Origin of the sequence: Helicobacter pylori (genome assembly GCF_014496485.1) — a bacterium.
GTDB lineage: Bacteria > Campylobacterota > Campylobacteria > Campylobacterales > Helicobacteraceae > Helicobacter > Helicobacter pylori_DD.
In genome coordinates, this window is sequence record NZ_JACTAX010000001.1 from 72,955 (window position 1) to 89,985 (window position 17,031).

A 17,031-nucleotide genomic window follows, 5' to 3' on the forward strand; every position below is an offset into this window, starting at 1 on the left:
TAAGCCCTTTTTAAGGGGAGATGTCCGAGTGGTTGAAGGAGCACGCCTGGAACGCGTGTAAGGTGCAAGCCTTCGAGGGTTCGAATCCCTCTCTCTCCGCCATTTTAAAAATGCCACTTAAAAATGCCACGAATGCGAAACAAAAAACAAAAAGCTCCTTTCAAACAAGCTACGCCTTTCAGGCGTTAAAAAGATTTTCATGCCAATTTCCACATCCACCTTATGATACAAAACGATCGTGCGAAACTGCACCCCAAATTTACCAATAGCCCTGAAATAAGTGTTGTGAAAATTGAAATCTTTTAATGAATCCCAAGTATTCACCACCAAATCTTTGACTTTATTATTGAGTATCCATGTGTTAGCGGCCAGTTGCAAGCCAAAGAAAAAAGCCCAGCGGTTGATAGGGTTTTTAGCGTAGGCGACCATGAAATCCCCTCCCACCCCATAAGTGAACATGTTCGCTTGCAAAGTGGAATCGTTATTGAAAAGCACATTGCCATAATCTATAAAGAAATAATACCTAGAATAAGCCCAATCGTTTTTAGGATTCACTTCATAGCCTTGAAGGATTGAAGCCCCTTGTAAAAGCTTGTTAGTGTTTAAAGGGCGCATAAACACCGTGCCTATTTGATAAGAAGAAGACATGTAACTCAAATTTTCAGCATTTAAAATATTTAAAAAACTTATACCCAATATTAAAATTCTTAAATAATACACTTACTTGTAAAATCCTTGTCTTTCTTTTTTCAAACCATCCAATGACCCTTTATCGCACTCAAAAGTTATTTTATTACTTTTAAACGATTATGATAGCAAACAAACTGAATTTTTTTACAAATGAGAACGCTCATTAAACGCTCCATTTAGCCAATGATTATTGTTGGTCAAGGTAATTTTAATCAAAACATGCTATTATTTGGAATGATTTATTATTATAAGGCGTTAGAGACGCTTTGGCTGTTTAAAAAGAGCCTAATTTAAATGCAATCTTAAAAGGAGAAGCGCTTTGAAACTACTAGTAGTAGATGATAGCTCAACTATGAGAAGAATTATTAAAAATACACTTTCACGCTTAGGCTATGAAGATGTTTTAGAAGCTGAGCATGGGGTGGAAGCTTGGGAGAAACTAGACGCTAATGCGGACACTAAGGTGCTTATCACAGATTGGAACATGCCTGAAATGAACGGCTTGGATCTCGTTAAAAAGGTGCGCTCTGATAGCCGTTTTAAAGAAATCCCTATTATTATGATCACCACAGAGGGCGGTAAGGCTGAGGTTATTACGGCTTTGAAAGCGGGCGTGAATAACTACATTGTGAAGCCTTTTACCCCCCAAGTTTTGAAAGAAAAATTAGAGGTTGTTTTAGGGACAAACGATTGAGTGTTAAAGCCAATGTATTATGAGTTTTTCTTTATCTTCCCTAAGGAGCGAGAGCTTTTTGAGGGCTTTCTTTTAGACACCACGCACCTAGCCTTAGAAGAATCAAGCTTAGAGAATTTAAAAGCGTTTGATGATAAAGAAACTATTGATTTTATAAGCCAATCCAATTGGCGTTATTTCGCCACTCATGACCCCCTAAAAAAAGATTTGAAAGAAAATTTAAAAGAAAAATCTCCGCATCTCAAAAATTTCGTTATTTTACGCTCTGAAGAGAATTTGAATAACTCGCTCATTCCAGCATTAGAAGCGTTTTGTTTGAATTTAAAACAAAACTTGCAAAGTGAGTTTGATTTTTTCTACCTTTCACGCAATTTGGCTTCAAAAGATTGGCTAGAAGCCTACAAACAAGCTATTTTACCGGTGCAATGCGCCAAATTTTACATACACCCTAGCTGGCATCAAAAGCCAAGCCATGTTGCTATAAATGATAGCATAATGATCGATCCGGCTTTGGCCTTTGGATCAGGCCATCATGAAAGCACTTCTATGTGTTTGGAACTGCTCTCTGATCTTGATTTAAAGCGCAAAAACGCTTTAGATGTGGGTTGTGGGAGCGGGATTTTAAGCATCGCTTTAAAAAAACAAGGCGTTAGCGCTTTAGTAGCTTGCGATACGGATAATTTAGCCATTGAAGAGACCCTAAAAAATTTTAGCTTGAATCAAATACCCCTATTAGCGCAAGATAAAGTCATTTATGGATCCACGCAAAAAATTGAAGGGCGTTTTGATATCATTGTGGCGAACCTTGTCGCTGATGTGATTAAGAGTTTGTATAGTGAATTTGTGCGGCTTTGTAACCACACTCTTATTTTATCAGGGATTTTAGAAACCCATTTAAACTCTGTTTTACAGATCTATTATAATGGGTTTGAGGTTTTAGAGCAACGACAGCGTAACGAATGGGTCGCTCTAAAATTGCTTAAAAAACAATCAATAAATTAAGGATTATAATGAAACCAACGAACGAACCTAAAAAACCTTTTTTTCAAAGTCCCATTATCCTTGCGGTTCTTGGAGGGATTTTACTCATCTTTTTTCTGCGTTCTTTCAATTCTGATGGCAGTTTTTCGGACAATTTCTTAGCTTCTAGCACTAAAAATGTGAGCTACCATGAAATCAAACAGCTCATCAGCAATAATGAAGTGGAAAATGTGAGTATCGGTCAAACTTTGATCAAAGCCAGCCATAAAGAGGGTAACAATCGTGTGATTTATATCGCTAAACGAGTGCCTGATCTAACCTTAGTGCCTTTGTTAGACGAGAAAAAAATCAATTATTCTGGTTTTAGCGAGTCTAACTTTTTTACCGACATGCTAGGGTGGCTCATGCCTATTTTAGTGATTTTAGGGCTATGGATGTTTATGGCAAACCGCATGCAAAAAAATATGGGTGGGGGTATTTTTGGCATGGGGAGTGCGAAAAAACTCATTAACGCTGAAAAACCCAATGTGCGTTTTAATGACATGGCGGGCAATGAAGAAGCCAAAGAAGAGGTGGTAGAAATCGTAGATTTTTTAAAATACCCCGAACGATACGCTAATTTAGGGGCTAAAATCCCTAAAGGCGTGTTATTAGTAGGGCCTCCAGGAACGGGTAAAACCCTTTTAGCCAAAGCGGTGGCCGGCGAAGCGCATGTGCCGTTTTTCTCTATGGGGGGGAGCAGTTTCATTGAAATGTTTGTGGGCTTAGGGGCAAGCAGGGTTAGGGATTTGTTTGAAACCGCTAAAAAACAAGCCCCTAGCATCATTTTTATTGATGAAATTGATGCCATAGGTAAAAGCCGAGCGGCTGGAGGCGTGGTGAGCGGGAACGATGAGAGAGAGCAAACCTTAAACCAACTCTTAGCCGAAATGGATGGTTTTGGGAGCGAAAATGCGCCTGTGATTGTCTTAGCCGCAACGAACCGCCCCGAAATCTTAGATCCGGCGTTAATGCGTCCAGGGCGCTTTGACAGGCAGGTTTTAGTGGATAAGCCTGATTTTAATGGCAGGGTAGAAATCTTAAAAGTGCATATTAAAGGCGTGAAACTCGCTAATGATGTGAATTTGCAAGAAGTCGCCAAACTCACCGCAGGGCTTGCAGGAGCGGATTTAGCGAATATCATCAATGAAGCCGCGCTTTTAGCAGGAAGAAACAACCAAAAAGAAGTCAGGCAACAGCATTTAAAAGAAGCGGTTGAAAGAGGGATTGCGGGGTTAGAAAAGAAAAGCAGGCGCATCAGCCCCAAAGAAAAGAAAATCGTTGCCTACCATGAAAGCGGGCATGCCGTGATTTCTGAAATGACTAAAGGGAGCGCTAGGGTGAATAAAGTTTCTATCATTCCAAGGGGCATGGCGGCTTTAGGCTACACCCTTAACACGCCCGAAGAAAACAAATACTTGATGCAAAAACACGAACTCATCGCTGAAATTGATGTGCTTTTAGGCGGGAGAGCGGCTGAAGATGTCTTTTTGGAAGAAATTTCTACCGGTGCGAGCAACGATTTAGAAAGAGCGACTGATATTATTAAAGGCATGGTGAGTTACTACGGCATGAGCAGTGTCAGTGGGCTTATGGTGTTAGAAAAGCAGCGGAACGCCTTTTTGGGAGGTGGTTATGGAAGCAGTAGGGAATTTAGCGAAAAGACCGCAGAAGAAATGGATCTTTTCATTAAAAACTTGCTAGAAGAGCGCTATGAGCATGTCAAACAAACCTTGAGCGACTATAGAGAAGCGATTGAAATCATGGTCAAAGAATTGTTTGACAAAGAAGTCATTACAGGCGAAAGGGTGCGTGAAATCATCAGCGAATACGAAGCTGCCAACAATTTAGAAAGCCGTTTGATCCCTTTAGAAGAGCAAGCGAGTTAAAAGTGCGAGCTTACAAACAGATTTTTGATAAGGGTTTGAAGCCTTATGATAAACATTCTGTTTGTTTAAAGCTTTTTTTTAGGTTTTGTTTTCTAAAAACTCATGCTTATCAACAGCGTTATAAAGCGTTTGCTTTAACGCTCTTTTTTTGTGAGTTTTTTAGTGCTTGTAAAATTTTTCTTCCCGCAATTGGTTTTGAAATCGTTTTTATTCCTATTCTAAAAGCCAAGTTAAAAAGAATCTCTAATGCCTATTAACCCTCTCTATCTTTTCCCCAATCTTTTCACCGCTAGCAGTATTTTTTTAGGCATGATGAGTATTTTTTACGCTTCCAGTTACCAATTTGTCATGGCATGCTGGTTAGTGGTAGCGAGCCTTATTTTAGACGGGCTTGATGGGCGTGTCGCAAGGCTTACCAACACCACTAGCAAGTTTGGTATTGAATTTGACTCCCTAGCTGATGTAATCGCTTTTGGGGTAGCCCCAAGTCTTATTACTTACTTTTATGTGGGGTATAACTTTGGGCGCATAGGCATGGCGGTGAGCGCGTTGTTTGTGATTTTTGGAGCGATACGATTAGCGCGATTCAATATCAGCACCAACACAAGCGATCCTTATTCTTTCATCGGTATCCCCATTCCTGCGGCGGCGGTATTGGTGGTGCTTTGCGTGTTATTGGATAACAAATACCATTTCTTAGAAGGCAATACCGAAAGGTTATTTTTAGGCTTTATTGTCTTATTGGGGGTGCTTATGGTGAGCAATATCCGCTACCCTAATTTTAAAAAAGTCAAATGGAATCTCAAGCTTTTCATCTTAGTGTTGATTTTTTTATCGTTAGTGTTTGTGCGCCCTTTAGAAGCTTTAAGCGTGTTTATGGGGCTGTATTTGATTTATGGCATCATTCGGTGGCTCTTTTTAATGGTAAAAATTATTTTTAATAAAAATAAAAGCACATGAAAGAATCTTTTTACATAGAGGGAATGACTTGCACGGCGTGCTCTAGTGGGATTGAACGCTCTTTAGGGCGTAAAAGCTTTGTGAAAAAAATAGAAGTGAGCCTTTTAAATAAGAGCGCTAACATTGAATTTAACGAAAACGAAACCAATTTAGACGAAATTTTTAAACTCATTGAAAAATTGGGCTATAGCCCTAAAAAAACTTTGGCTGAAGAAAAAAAAGAATTTTTTAGCCCTAATGTTAAATTAGCGTTGGCGGTTATTTTCACGCTTTTTGTGGTGTATCTTTCTATGGGGGCGATGCTTAGTCCTAGCCTTTTACCTGAAAGCTTGCTTACGATTAACAACCATAGTAATTTTTTAAACGCATGCTTACAGCTTATAGGCGTGCTCATTGTCATGCATTTGGGGAGGGATTTTTACATTCAGGGGTTTAAAGCCTTATGGCACAGACAGCCTAACATGAGTAGCCTTATCGCCATAGGCACAAGCGCTGCCTTAATTTCAAGCTTGTGGCAATTGTATTTCGTTTATACAAATCAGTGGTCTTATGGGCATTATTATTTTGAAAGCGTGTGCGTGATTTTAATGTTTGTGATGGTGGGCAAACGCATTGAAAATGTTTCTAAAGACAAAGCTTTAGACGCTATGCAAGCCTTGATGAAAAACGCCCCAAAAACCGCCCTTAAAATGCAAAATAACCAACAGATTGAAATTTTAGTGGATAGCATTGTGGTGGGGGATATTCTAAAGGTTCTCCCTGGAAGCGCGATTGCGGTGGATGGCGAAATCATAGAGGGCGAAGGGGAATTAGATGAGAGCATGTTGAGCGGTGAAGCGTTGCCGGTTTATAAAAAAGTCGGCGATAAAGTCTTTTCAGGGACATTCAATAGCCACACGAGTTTTTTAATGAAAGCCACGCAAAATAACAAAAACAGCACCTTGTCTCAAATTGTAGAAATGATCCATAACGCTCAAAGCTCAAAGGCAGAGATTTCTCGCTTAGCGGATAAGGTTTCAAGCGTGTTTGTGCCAAGCGTGATCGCTATCGCTGTTTTAGCGTTTGTGGTGTGGCTCATCATCGCGCCTAAACCCGATTTTTGGTGGAATTTTGGGATCGCTTTAGAAGTGTTTGTATCGGTTTTAGTAATTTCTTGCCCTTGCGCTTTAGGATTGGCTACGCCTATGAGTATTTTAGTAGCGAACCAGAAAGCGAGTTCTTTAGGATTATTTTTTAAAGACGCTAAAAGTTTAGAAAAAGCAAGGCTAGTCAATACGATCGTTTTTGATAAAACCGGCACGCTCACTAACGGCAAGCCTATCGTTAAAAGCGTTCATTCTAAGATAGAATTATTAGAGTTATTGAGTTTAGCGGGCAGTATTGAACATAATAGCGAACATGTCATTGCTAAAGGGATTGTAGAATACGCCAAAGAGCATGACGCTCCCTTAAAAGAAATGAGTGAAGTTAAAGTGAAAATAGGCTTTGGCATTAGTGCTAAAACAGATTATCAGGGCGCTAAAGAGACCATTAAAGTGGGCAACAGCGAATTTTTTAACCCTATTAACACGCTAGAAGTTAAAGAAAACGGGATTTTAGTGTTTGTGGGTAGAGCGATTAATGAAAAAGAAGACGAGCTTTTAGGGGCGTTTGTTTTAGAGGATTTGCCCAAAAAAGGCGTGAAAGAGCATATCGCTCAAATCAAAAAATTAGGTATTAACACTTTTCTTTTAAGCGGGGACAATAGGGAGAATGTCAAAAAATGCGTGCTTGAATTAGGGATTGATGGTTATATCAGCAACGCTAAACCACGAGACAAGCTCAACAAGATTAAAGAGCTTAAGGAACAAGGGCAGATCGTTATGATGGTGGGCGATGGCTTGAATGACGCTCCCAGTCTTGCTATGAGCGATGTGGCGGTGGTGATGGCTAAAGGGAGCGATGTGAGCGTGCAAGCAGCGGATATTGTGAGCTTTAATAACGACATTAAATCGGTTTATAGTGCGATTAAATTAAGCCAAGCGACCATTAAAAATATCAAAGAAAATTTGTTTTGGGCTTTTTGTTATAATAGCGTGTTTATCCCTTTAGCTTGCGGGGTTCTTTATAAGGCTAATATCATGTTAAGCCCGGCGATTGCGGGTTTAGCGATGAGCTTAAGCTCTGTGAGTGTGGTCTTAAACTCCCAAAGGCTAAGGAATTTTAAAATTAAGGATCATTGAATGAAAGTTACTTTTCAAGTGCCAAGCATTACTTGCGACCATTGCGTGGATAAAATTGAAAAATTTGTGGGCGAAATTGAAGGCGTGAGCTTTATTGATGCGAGCGTGGAAAAAAAGAGCGTGGTTGTAGAATTTGACGCTCCAGCGACACAGGATTTGATCAAGGAAGCCTTATTGGATGCAGGGCAAGAAGTAATATAATAAAGGTAGTGTGATATAGAAGTAGCGGGTTAAAAACCGCAACATTCAAAAGGGTTGTTGTCTTTTAATGCTTTGTTTGGGTGTTTTTACGCCTTTCAATGGTGATTTATCATAACCATAAGAGAAAAATTATCGCGTTTTCCTTTTCTCATTTCCATTTTTGATACAAACGAATCTGCTTGTTCAAGCCGCTAATCACACCACCAATAAAAAAAGGAGTTGCGAGACAGATTGCTTCTGCATTGCGAACGAATAAGTTCACAGATTTTAACAAACAATACGCATAGCTCCATCAGGTTTTTTTATTGTCAACGAGGCATAAGCCTTGTATGCATTCAATAGGGACAAGAATACGAGAGTTACCATCTTTTAAGTCATTGTCTAGTCGCTGTGTTAAGCCATCCATGCCCTTTTGGACCCTTTTGGATTATCTCATGCATTATTTCTAAAACGCGATATTCCCTTGCTAAAAAAAGAACAAGATGAACGCATGGCGTAAAGTCTGTTGCTTATGTTATATAGCCTATTCGTTAAGTTAGGTAATGACAAATAAAGATTTCTAATGTATGGCATGACTATCTTTTATTTGAGGCTATCATATTTATCATGCGTTGCCTTAAATTTTGGTAAGATTTATCCGTTCCTACACAAATTTCACCAAGATCATCCCGCTAAACGCATCATTTTTGTAAAATTCTATGCGATAGATCCTTTCTTGCTTGTCCAGTGAAAAGCGTTTTTGAAAATCTTTAAATCTAATCGTATAACCCGCTTCATTAGGCTTACTCTCATTAGAAACGCTAAAGCCAATCACATTCGCACGGATATTATCCATAGCATGGATATAAAAACTCTCTTTCACTTCAACCACGCTCCCTATTTTAACCATTTGATCCTTATTATCAATTTGCATTTTCACTTCTTCTAAAGAAGGATCAAATTCTATATAAAAAGGCGATAATCGTGTCATGAGCTTGTTACCATATTTTAAAAACACTTCTTGCTTATTTTTGACTAGCCCCACAATGTAAGCATTGCTCTCTATGGGGATTTGTGGGATTTTAGTGTTATTAGGTAAAGGGAAATGATTGAGTTTAGGGCGTAAATTAAAAAGGGGCATTTTAGGCAGAGAGCTGATTTTTGCCCACAAGCTTTTATCATTGATTAGGGCATGCACGCTGTTAGGGTTAAGCTCAAAATCGCGCTTAAAAGGGATATTGAGTTGATTGAGTAAGCCCTCAATGGCTTGCAAATGGTAAAACACCCTTGATGCTAAAGGGAGTTCTTTGCTGGCCTCATTGGCAAAAGCGCTCTTTTTTTGATTGATCGCATAAAAAGTTAGGGCTTTTTGCATTTCTGTATCGCCTTGCGCGGTGCGCGTGTTTTTTAAATGATACTCCTCAATGGGGTGCAATAAATGGGCGTTGATGCTCTCAATCGTATTGTTGGCAAAAGCAAGCAAATCAGGGAATTTCGCCCCTTTAACTTCATCTTGATCAATAATAAAGCAATTCCCCCAACGTTTAGGATTGAGCATCGCATCAATATAAACAGGGCGATAATACCCACCGCCATCATGCAAATGCAAGACAGCGTCTATATTGGGTTTTGCAATCAAGGATTTGATTTCTTGGATGGTAGGGTATTCAGGGTCGTTCTTGTCTAAAATGGCAAATTTACGGTTCATATCCCCATACAAGCCCCTATGATTTCTTAACATGGAAGGCTTATTCAATACGGGAACCACTTCCACCAAGCCTTTTAAAACGCTATAGTGCATTAAAAACAAATTAGTTGCATTAAACCCTCCAGGCTCATCGCCTTGAATCCCTGCTAAAAGCAACAAATGGGGGGCTTTGTCCCTATTCTCTACATTTGTAGGGGCTTTTTCTATCGTTTCTATCGCATGCAAAAACACCCAAGAATACAAACCCCACACCAAAAGCCATATTTTTTTCATCCCATCTCTCTACTATTTAAAACTAAAAGATCGCTAATTATACCTAAAAAACCTTTTTAAGGGTGTTTTTTAAAGTTTCCATAAAAAAGGAACGAAAAATGCTTGTGATCGTTTAATTCTATTTAAAAGGTTTTTTATGGATATTTTAAAAACTCTTCAAAAGCATTTGGGCGATGTTGAAACAAGCGATTTTACAACCAATGCGATAGAAAAATCCCAACAAATCGCCCAATTCAGTAGGGACATGAAAAATATAAACGAGAGCGTTGGAGCGTTACAAGTCTTGCAAATCGCTTGCAAAAAGCTTTTCAATAAGAGCATGGGTTTAGAAGATAAAGACGCTTTGCAAGCTTCTATCATCAAACAAGAATTGCGAGAAATTGTAGAAAATTGCCAGTTTTTAGCCTCCCCTTTGTTTGACACTCAGCTCAACATTGCCATTAACGATGAAGTTTTTTCCATTATTGTGGCTAATCCTTTGAATTTATTGGAAAATGTGGGCGAATTTCAAGCTTATTTGGAAGAAAAATTAAACGAAATTAAAGAATTATTAAGTTATTTGAGCGAAAGCCTTTCAAACCCTAAAGCTTTTATGTCAAGTTTTTCAAATCAAAACCTTAAAGATTTGTTGAGCGATAACTTGATGGCTTAAAATCTAGCTCTCTAATTTAGAAAATTTGATTTTCCATAAAAAGAATGAGCCTAAAAACGCTACCACAAATAAGCCCACCAAGTAATAACCTAAATCTGTAAATTCCAGGCTTTGTAGGGCGCTTAAAAAGCGGTTTTCAAATTTTAAATGGAGTTTCTCGCTAACGACTTGAAAAAGCTCAATCAACCCGATAAAAAGCGCGATAAACACGCTTAAGGCGGTGATGGAGATGTTGTAGTAGATTTTTCTTAAAGGGGTTTTGAACGCCCAATCATACGCCTTGAGCATGAACGCCCCATCTAAAGTGTCAAACAAACTCATGCCAGCGGCAAAAAGAATGGGTAAAGAGAGCATGCCCACCACACTCACTTTAATCGCGCTGCTAGAGAGGGCCAAAAGCGCGATTTCACTAGCGGTATCAAAACCTAGCCCAAAAAGAAAACCCACAGGATAAATATGCCACGACTTGGAAACGAAATTAAACAAAGGCTTAAAAAAGCGATTAAGTAAGCCCCTACTCGTTAAAAGCCGTTCGATCTCTTCATTTTGTTGCTGGCTCAAGCTTTCATTAGAATGCGATTTTTTGAAGATTTTTAATAGATCTATCAAAATAATCGCATTCAATAGCCCTATAATGAGCAAGAAAAGCCCAGAAACTAAAGTCCCCACTACCCCCCCTATTTCTTCTAGCATCGGCGTATGCTCTTTAGCCCAAGCGATCGCAAACGCGCTGATGATGGTCATTAAAATCACCACGCTTGAATGCCCCATAGAAAAGTAAAACCCCACGCCATAGGCGTTTTTGCCTTGTTGGGTGAGCTTTCTAATGGTGTTGTCTATGCAAGCGATGTGATCCGCATCAAACGCATGCTTTGCCCCTAGCATGTAAGCCATAGAAGCCGCTGCATAAAACGAAGCGTTATTAGCCATAAAAAGTAACGCCAAACCTAACGCATGCAAGAACACAATCGCTAAAAAATAAGGAAACCACAATTTCACAACGCGCCTTTTTGTAAAAATAATATTTTTTGAATTATTGTAATATATTTTGTTAAATTAGAAAATCTTAAGTTTTGTTTTTTGTTTATTTTCTGCGAATTGCCCTAAAAAATTTTTAACTAGATTCGTTTTTCCCACCCAAAAATTTGACCCATTCGTCTCTGTCAATCAAGAGCACTTCATTAGCTTGAGCCAGTTTTTGAGCCGCTTGCGTGAAGTAGCTATTGGTGATCACACAGGCTTTTTCGCAAGCGTAGTAAGCTTTAGAAGAGACCACCTCTTGAATGGCTTTGGGCGAAACTTTATGCGAGTAGCGTTTGGCTTGAACCGCCCACTTGATGCCGTCTTTTTCTATAATCAGATCCGCTCCATAATCGCCGCTTTTTTGAGTGATTGTAACTTCAAAACCCTTTGAAGTGAAAAAGATTTTGGAATATTCTTCAAATTCAAAGCCGTTCATGGCGTCTATTTTTTGTAGAATGCGTTTGAGTTGGCGCTTCTTATACGAAGAGATAACGCCTTGAAATAACATTAATATGGAAAAAACGCCAAGAAGCACGAACAATTTTAAAAGCAAATCATTAGCCGAAGTTACTAATTTCAATTCTAAGGCTTTTTCCAACAAAACATGCCAAGCTAAATAAATCCCTACCGAAAACAAAATGACAAAAATAAAAAATACAATCTTTTTCATGCCTTAAAGCCACTCTGCATTTTCTATAGCGTTCAAACGCTTTTCTAAACCCTCCATAAGAGAATAGTAAGCCTTATTAAGGGCCTTGATTAAAGCGTTATGATAGGATTTGTCCTCTTGGGAAAAAAGAGAGGGGTTATCGCCCAAACGATTAGCGTAATAAACAGGCACGCTGAAAGCGGTGGGGATTAAAAGGGTGTCAAACGGGCAAGCGGTTTGCGGGACGCATTCTAAAATCAAGCTCGCTTGAAGGTTTAAAAACCGCATGACAGATTTAGGGTCAGCGTTAGGCTCAATCGTCTTTTTAAGCCTTTCTTTAATGGCTTTTAAATCTTTAGGACTCTCTTCAAAAGAAAAAAAAACATTGCCTGAAATATTGAAAGTGAGAGCGCTTTTATCTTTTAAAAAATAAGCGATTTGCTGGGCGAGTGCTTTTTTAAATTCTTTTTGGTAAAAGGGCGGCACAAAATGGGCGTTAAAAAAAATTTTAGGGGGGGTTAAAGTGGAAGCGGTTTTTAAAGTGCTGTTTTTGGGGTAATCTTTATATTTTAAATGCAGAGTCGTGTTGTTGAAAAACTGACACCCTAGTAAAATAAAAGCAACACCAACGCTTAAAACCCTTAGCATTCTATCAAACGCCCATGCTCTAATTTCACATGCTTAGTGGCTAATTTTAGCGTGCTTGGGTTGTGCGAGATGAGAATGATCAAGCGGTTTTGTTTCAATTCTAAAATGCTTTGTTTGATGCTCTCTTCTGTGTGATTGTCTAAAGCGGAAGTGGCTTCATCAAAGATTAAAACTTGAGCGTCTTTATACAAAGCTCTTGCAATGGCGATTCTTTGGCGTTGGCCGCCGCTAAGATTAGCGCCAAATTCATCTAAAACGCTCTCTATCCCATGAGGCATTTTTTCCACAAAATCTAAGGCTTGAGCTTTTTTTAGGCATTCTTTGATTTTTACCTCATCAATTTCTAAACCATACGCCACATTTTCAGCCACGCTCCCGTTAAAGATAAACACCCTTTGAGTGACAACGCTAATCTTTTCTCTCAAGGATTTTTGAGTGATGCTTTCTATTTTTTGATCATTGATGAAAATTTCGCCCTTGCTTGGCTCATAAAGGCGTAAGATCAGATTCACTAATGAGCTTTTACCGCTCCCGCTTTCGCCTTTTAAAGCGATAATTTCATTTTGTTGGAATTTCAAACTAATATCGCTTAAAACATAACGCTCTTGATCTTCTAGCGCATAAGCCAGCCATACCTTTTTAAATTCTATGGTGTGTATGGCGTTATTTAGCGTCAATTCCCCATCAACAATAGCCGGCTCTCTTTCTAAAATCTCATGGATCCTGTCGCTAGCGACTAAGGCTTCTTGAAAATTAGAGACAATCCTAGTTAGGCGTTTGATCGGCGTATAGAGCATAAAAAGGGCCGTGATGAAAGAAAAAAACGCCCCCACGCTAATATGACCCCTAATCACTTCATTCCCCCCTAAATAAATCACTAACGCTATAGCGATAGAGCCTAAAAACTCCATTAAAGGCGAAGAAATTTCAGCCACGGCGATGTTTTTGATACCGATTTTAAAAAACGCTTCATTTTCTTTCACAAAAGCCTTATGCTCTAATTTTTCGCCATTAGAGATTTTAATCGCTTCCACATTGTTAAAGACTTCGCTCAAACGAGCGGTGATTTTGGCGTTGCTCTCTTGATGGGATTTAGCGAGTTTTTTAACCTTACGAATGATTTTACTGATAGGAATAGCGGCTAGCGGCATGATGACTAGCCCCACTAGCGCTAATTTAGGGCTTTGATAGATCACCACCCCCACTAACCCCACAATGGTTAGCCCCTCTCTTAGGCTCTCTGAAAGGTAATTGGATAAACTCGCTCTAATCAAACCTATATCATTGGTGATCCTTGCGATCAATTCGCCCTTTTTCGTCCTGTTAAAAAAATCCATTTCCATTTTTAGAAGGCTTTCTAGCATGGCGTTGCGTATTTTTTTGACAATATCAAGCCCAATAAAGTTAGTGAAATAAGTGCCTAAATACATGCCCCCACTCTTACCCAAATACGCCAAAATCACTAAAAAAGGCAGGATTTTGAGCATGTGAGTGTCTTTATTGATAAAAATTTCATCTAAAGTGGGCTTGACTAAATAAGTCCCCCAAGCCGTGCTTAAAGCCACCACTAAAGAAGAAAATAAAACCACTATAAAACTTTTATAATGCTCTTTAAGGTATTTAGAATACCGCCTGAAAAAGAGTTTCAAATGCTTAACCTTTGGATTTGATTAAACTTGTATTATAGTGTTTTTATTAAGGGATTTTTAACGCTTTAATAAACAGCTTAAAGCGATTGGTTAGAATTTAGCGCTAAGGGTTGTCATCAAATGGCTCCTGTCTGAATAAAGCGCTTTAGAGCCGGGCGTGGGTCTGTAACTCCCTACCGTAAAGCCTGAATGCGTCATCACGCCCAAATATTCTAATTTCACGCTTGCTGTCAAACTCTTACTGATCTTATAGCCTACATTAACAGCCGCGCTCGCTTCATTGGCTAAAGTGCCGCTAGTCCAACGCCATAAAGTCCCCCACAGCCACTTTTTATGCACGCCCCCACCAAAAACCCAACCAGAGACGGCATCAGCGGTTACCACATGGCTTAAGGCTTGCCCTATATCATAAACGCTATTGGTCCAAAAATCAATGCCTAAAGGGTTTCCTGTCGTGCCGATGTAAGCGTTTGCGTTTTTCCACACTTTATAAAACGCTCCTCCGAAATTAAATTCATTGTAATCAAATCGTTGCCTAATGAGCAAGCTTTGCCCGGCAGTGCCCGCTTTCACAGCGTAACGATAAGTATCCCTTCTTAAGGGGGCATGGACAGGGAGCAAAATATAAGCTTTTGTTTCAGATCTAAAGCCCACGCCATCAAAATTAGGGTTACTATCATAGCCTACAACCACCCCAGGGCTATAATAAGTCCCAGGCGAAAATTGGAAAAAAGGGCTGACGCTAACCCCTTTTCTTTCATAAGTGTAATCCACTAAATGGATACCATAATTCAAAGTGCGCCCGTTTTTAATCACGGTTCTTGGAGAATAAAAATCATAAATCCACTCCCCATAAGCGAACGCCCTACCCCATGAGCTAAACCACCATAATTTGTGGCTTCCTTCATTTTTATCCTTAACTTTAGCACTGATTTCAAAGCCTTGCGTGTAGCCGCTCATATAAGGAGCGCTGGATTGGTAACGCCCTCCTTTAGCTAAAAAAATATCTTTATAGCGGTATTCTAAAAAAGCGTTATTCATCAAGTAATTACGGCGGATTTTATTAGCCCTAGCGTTCCCGCATGCTATAGAATCAATCACCTTGCCATCAGATCCAAGCGCGCACTCATGGATACTCGTGCCATCAAGCAAAGCTCTTTTACCCCCTAAATAGCCATCCCAATAACCAATGTAGTTATAAATAACCGATCCGCCTTGATTGAATTTCGTGCTATCATAAGCGATCCCTCCTAGCGTGCCGCCGACTTTTCCCTCTAAAACATGCCCTTGATCTTTAAGACCTTTGGATAAAAAATCCGCATAAATATTGCCCTGCCCTACAGCGGTTACAAAAGTCTCTGTAGGATAAATCCCCCTAGCTATGTCAATCTTTTTTTTATTAAAGCCAACTTTAGAAAAGGACTCCGCTAAAACTTCAATTTTATAATCAAACGCTTGCAAAGAAGCGCTCAAACTTAAAACATATAACCCACAAAAAACTTGATTCTTTAAAGGCACGCTATTTCTCATTTTTTTCCTTTTAATAGCTAATACATCTTAAAGACTACAATTCTTAACTGATCTAAAAACAAAGAAGCGTAATTAAGCTATTTATTTACTTTTAATTAACCCAATTATTTTAGATTATAACGAAATTTTTTTAATTTCATCATAAAATGAGATTAAAGTAAATCAAAATTTAATCAAAGTAGGATTTTTGTGCCGTTTTATAATCAAACTCATTTTTTTAAAAAATGCCAAAAAGCGTTTTTTAAGTTTGATAATCAATCTAATAGCAAAAACTCCAACACCGCCATGCGCATTGCCACGCCATTTTTGACTTGCTCTAAAACTTTAGAACGCTTGTCTTCTAACACCGCGCTTTCTATATCAATATCCCTATGCACCGGGCCTGGGTGTAAAATAATGACCTCTTTATTTTTAGCGTGAGCCTTTAGGCGTTGTTGGGTGATGCAATAAGCGTTGCCATAATCTTTCAAGCTCGCAAAAATGGGTGCGTTATGCCGTTCGGTTTGGGTCCTCAAACTCATTAAGATGTCAGCAAATGCTATCGCTTCTTCAACGTTATGCGTCGTTTTTAAAGGAGTGGTAGGGAGCATGGAGCTTGGAGCGCACAGCATGATCTCAAGCCCTAGTCTTTGGAGCAATTTAATATTACTATTAGCCACTCTGGAATTTTTCACATCGCCTATGAAAGCGATTTTCTTCCCTTTTAGATTTTCCAAACTGCCAAAATGCCGATAAAGGGTGAGCAAGTCTAATAACGCTTGGGTAGGATGAGCGCTTGTGCCGCTTCCTGCGTTAATCAAGGGGCATTGGGAAAATTCGGCTAATTTAAAAGGCGCGCTTGAAAAAGCATGCCGTGTGATGATAGCGTCAGGCTGCATGGCATGGATATTTTTAAAAGTGTCTATCAAAGTTTCACCCTTTGAAGTGGAGCTCGTTTGCATGTTTAACTTCACTATTTTTGCCCCCAATCTCAAACTTGCGATTTCAAAACTAGACACTGTTCTGGTGGAATTTTCAAAAAATAAAGCCACGATGATTTTATTGTGCATTTTTTCTTTCGTTTCTAAAGATACGGCGTTAAAATCGTTCGCATAAACGCTCGCTTTTTTTAATAAAAGCTTGATTTCATCTAGGCTTAAATCGCTGGTTTGGAGCAAGTGTCGGCATTTTTTTGGCATAAAACCCCCTTTTAGTTATAATATCGGTTTTATTTTAGCTAAAAATGGCATGGGTTTTAGCAAGGA

16 protein-coding genes and 1 tRNA gene are annotated in these 17,031 nt (G+C 39.1%); 9 read left to right on the top strand and 8 right to left on the bottom strand.

From position 1 onward, the window contains the following. Positions 1 to 14 precede the first annotated feature (14 nt). Positions 15 to 102, top strand: a tRNA-Ser gene (locus IC572_RS00370). 15 nt (positions 103 to 117) lie between these two features. On the opposite strand, the gene IC572_RS00375 is transcribed toward IC572_RS00370, so the two are convergent. After that, positions 118 to 720, bottom strand: a complete 603-nt coding sequence (locus tag IC572_RS00375) for an outer membrane protein (protein WP_000291621.1) — start codon at positions 718 to 720, stop codon at positions 118 to 120. Between the two features lie 289 nt (positions 721 to 1,009). Between IC572_RS00375 and IC572_RS00380 the strand changes: the two genes are divergently transcribed. Genes IC572_RS00380 through copP form a run of 7 tightly spaced genes read left to right on the top strand, consistent with a single transcriptional unit; the run spans position 1,010 to position 7,676 of the window. After that, complete coding sequence (locus IC572_RS00380; RefSeq protein WP_000772151.1) at positions 1,010 to 1,384, top strand: chemotaxis response regulator CheY; 375 nt, start codon at positions 1,010 to 1,012, stop codon at positions 1,382 to 1,384. A gap of 12 nt (positions 1,385 to 1,396) precedes the next feature. Next, positions 1,397 to 2,386 (top strand): 50S ribosomal protein L11 methyltransferase, encoded by a 990-nt coding sequence (gene prmA, locus IC572_RS00385; protein WP_187854779.1) that lies wholly within the window; start codon positions 1,397 to 1,399, stop codon positions 2,384 to 2,386. Between the two features lie 8 nt (positions 2,387 to 2,394). Next, positions 2,395 to 4,293, top strand: coding sequence for an ATP-dependent zinc metalloprotease FtsH (gene ftsH / locus IC572_RS00390; protein ID WP_000805277.1), 1,899 nt, complete (start codon positions 2,395 to 2,397; stop codon positions 4,291 to 4,293). Positions 4,294 to 4,295: 2 nt separating this feature from the next. Then, entirely contained in the window at positions 4,296 to 4,550 is a 255-nt protein-coding gene (locus tag IC572_RS00395; protein ID WP_187854684.1) for a hypothetical protein, read from the top strand. Next, positions 4,540 to 5,253: a CDP-diacylglycerol--serine O-phosphatidyltransferase gene (gene pssA, locus IC572_RS00400; protein WP_187854685.1), complete on the top strand. Its 714-nt coding sequence runs from the start codon at positions 4,540 to 4,542 to the stop codon at positions 5,251 to 5,253. The genes IC572_RS00395 and pssA overlap by 11 nt, the downstream gene beginning before the upstream one ends. Further along, positions 5,250 to 7,475, top strand: coding sequence for a copper-translocating P-type ATPase CopA (gene copA / locus IC572_RS00405; protein ID WP_187854686.1), 2,226 nt, complete (start codon positions 5,250 to 5,252; stop codon positions 7,473 to 7,475). Before pssA ends, copA begins: the two co-directional genes overlap by 4 nt. Continuing rightward, on the top strand, positions 7,476 to 7,676 hold the full coding sequence (gene copP, locus IC572_RS00410) for a copper-binding metallochaperone CopP (protein ID WP_000869063.1): 201 nt from the start codon (positions 7,476 to 7,478) through the stop codon (positions 7,674 to 7,676). It abuts the gene before it with no gap. 643 nt (positions 7,677 to 8,319) lie between these two features. Here copP and csd4 read toward each other — a convergent pair. After that, positions 8,320 to 9,636 (bottom strand): DL-carboxypeptidase Csd4, encoded by a 1,317-nt coding sequence (gene csd4, locus IC572_RS00415; protein WP_187854687.1) that lies wholly within the window; start codon positions 9,634 to 9,636, stop codon positions 8,320 to 8,322. Positions 9,637 to 9,772: 136 nt separating this feature from the next. On the opposite strand from csd4, the gene IC572_RS00420 reads away from it, so the two are divergent. Then, positions 9,773 to 10,288: a flagellar FLiS export co-chaperone gene (locus IC572_RS00420; RefSeq protein ID WP_187854688.1), complete on the top strand. Its 516-nt coding sequence runs from the start codon at positions 9,773 to 9,775 to the stop codon at positions 10,286 to 10,288. A 3-nt stretch (positions 10,289 to 10,291) separates the two neighbouring features. On the opposite strand, the gene IC572_RS00425 is transcribed toward IC572_RS00420, so the two are convergent. From IC572_RS00425 to pyrB, 6 genes are all read right to left on the bottom strand, one after another. Then, positions 10,292 to 11,287 (bottom strand): HoxN/HupN/NixA family nickel/cobalt transporter, encoded by a 996-nt coding sequence (locus IC572_RS00425; RefSeq protein WP_187854689.1) that lies wholly within the window; start codon positions 11,285 to 11,287, stop codon positions 10,292 to 10,294. Between the two features lie 115 nt (positions 11,288 to 11,402). After that, positions 11,403 to 11,981, bottom strand: coding sequence for a restriction endonuclease (locus IC572_RS00430; protein WP_187854690.1), 579 nt, complete (start codon positions 11,979 to 11,981; stop codon positions 11,403 to 11,405). 3 nt (positions 11,982 to 11,984) lie between these two features. Beyond that, entirely contained in the window at positions 11,985 to 12,608 is a 624-nt protein-coding gene (locus tag IC572_RS00435; RefSeq protein WP_187854691.1) for a neuraminyllactose-binding hemagglutinin family protein, read from the bottom strand. Further along, positions 12,602 to 14,257 carry an ABC transporter ATP-binding protein gene (locus IC572_RS00440; protein ID WP_187854692.1) on the bottom strand — a complete coding sequence of 552 codons (1,656 nt, stop codon included), beginning with the start codon at positions 14,255 to 14,257 and terminating at the stop codon, positions 12,602 to 12,604. The genes IC572_RS00435 and IC572_RS00440 overlap by 7 nt, the downstream gene beginning before the upstream one ends. A gap of 90 nt (positions 14,258 to 14,347) precedes the next feature. Continuing rightward, positions 14,348 to 15,787 (bottom strand): outer membrane beta-barrel protein HofB, encoded by a 1,440-nt coding sequence (gene hofB / locus IC572_RS00445; protein ID WP_187854693.1) that lies wholly within the window; start codon positions 15,785 to 15,787, stop codon positions 14,348 to 14,350. Positions 15,788 to 16,041: 254 nt separating this feature from the next. Further along, the gene (gene pyrB / locus IC572_RS00450) at positions 16,042 to 16,965 is read right to left on the bottom strand and encodes an aspartate carbamoyltransferase (RefSeq protein ID WP_187854694.1); all 924 of its coding nucleotides are present in this window, start codon (positions 16,963 to 16,965) and stop codon (positions 16,042 to 16,044) included. Between the last annotated feature and the right edge of the window lie 66 nt (positions 16,966 to 17,031).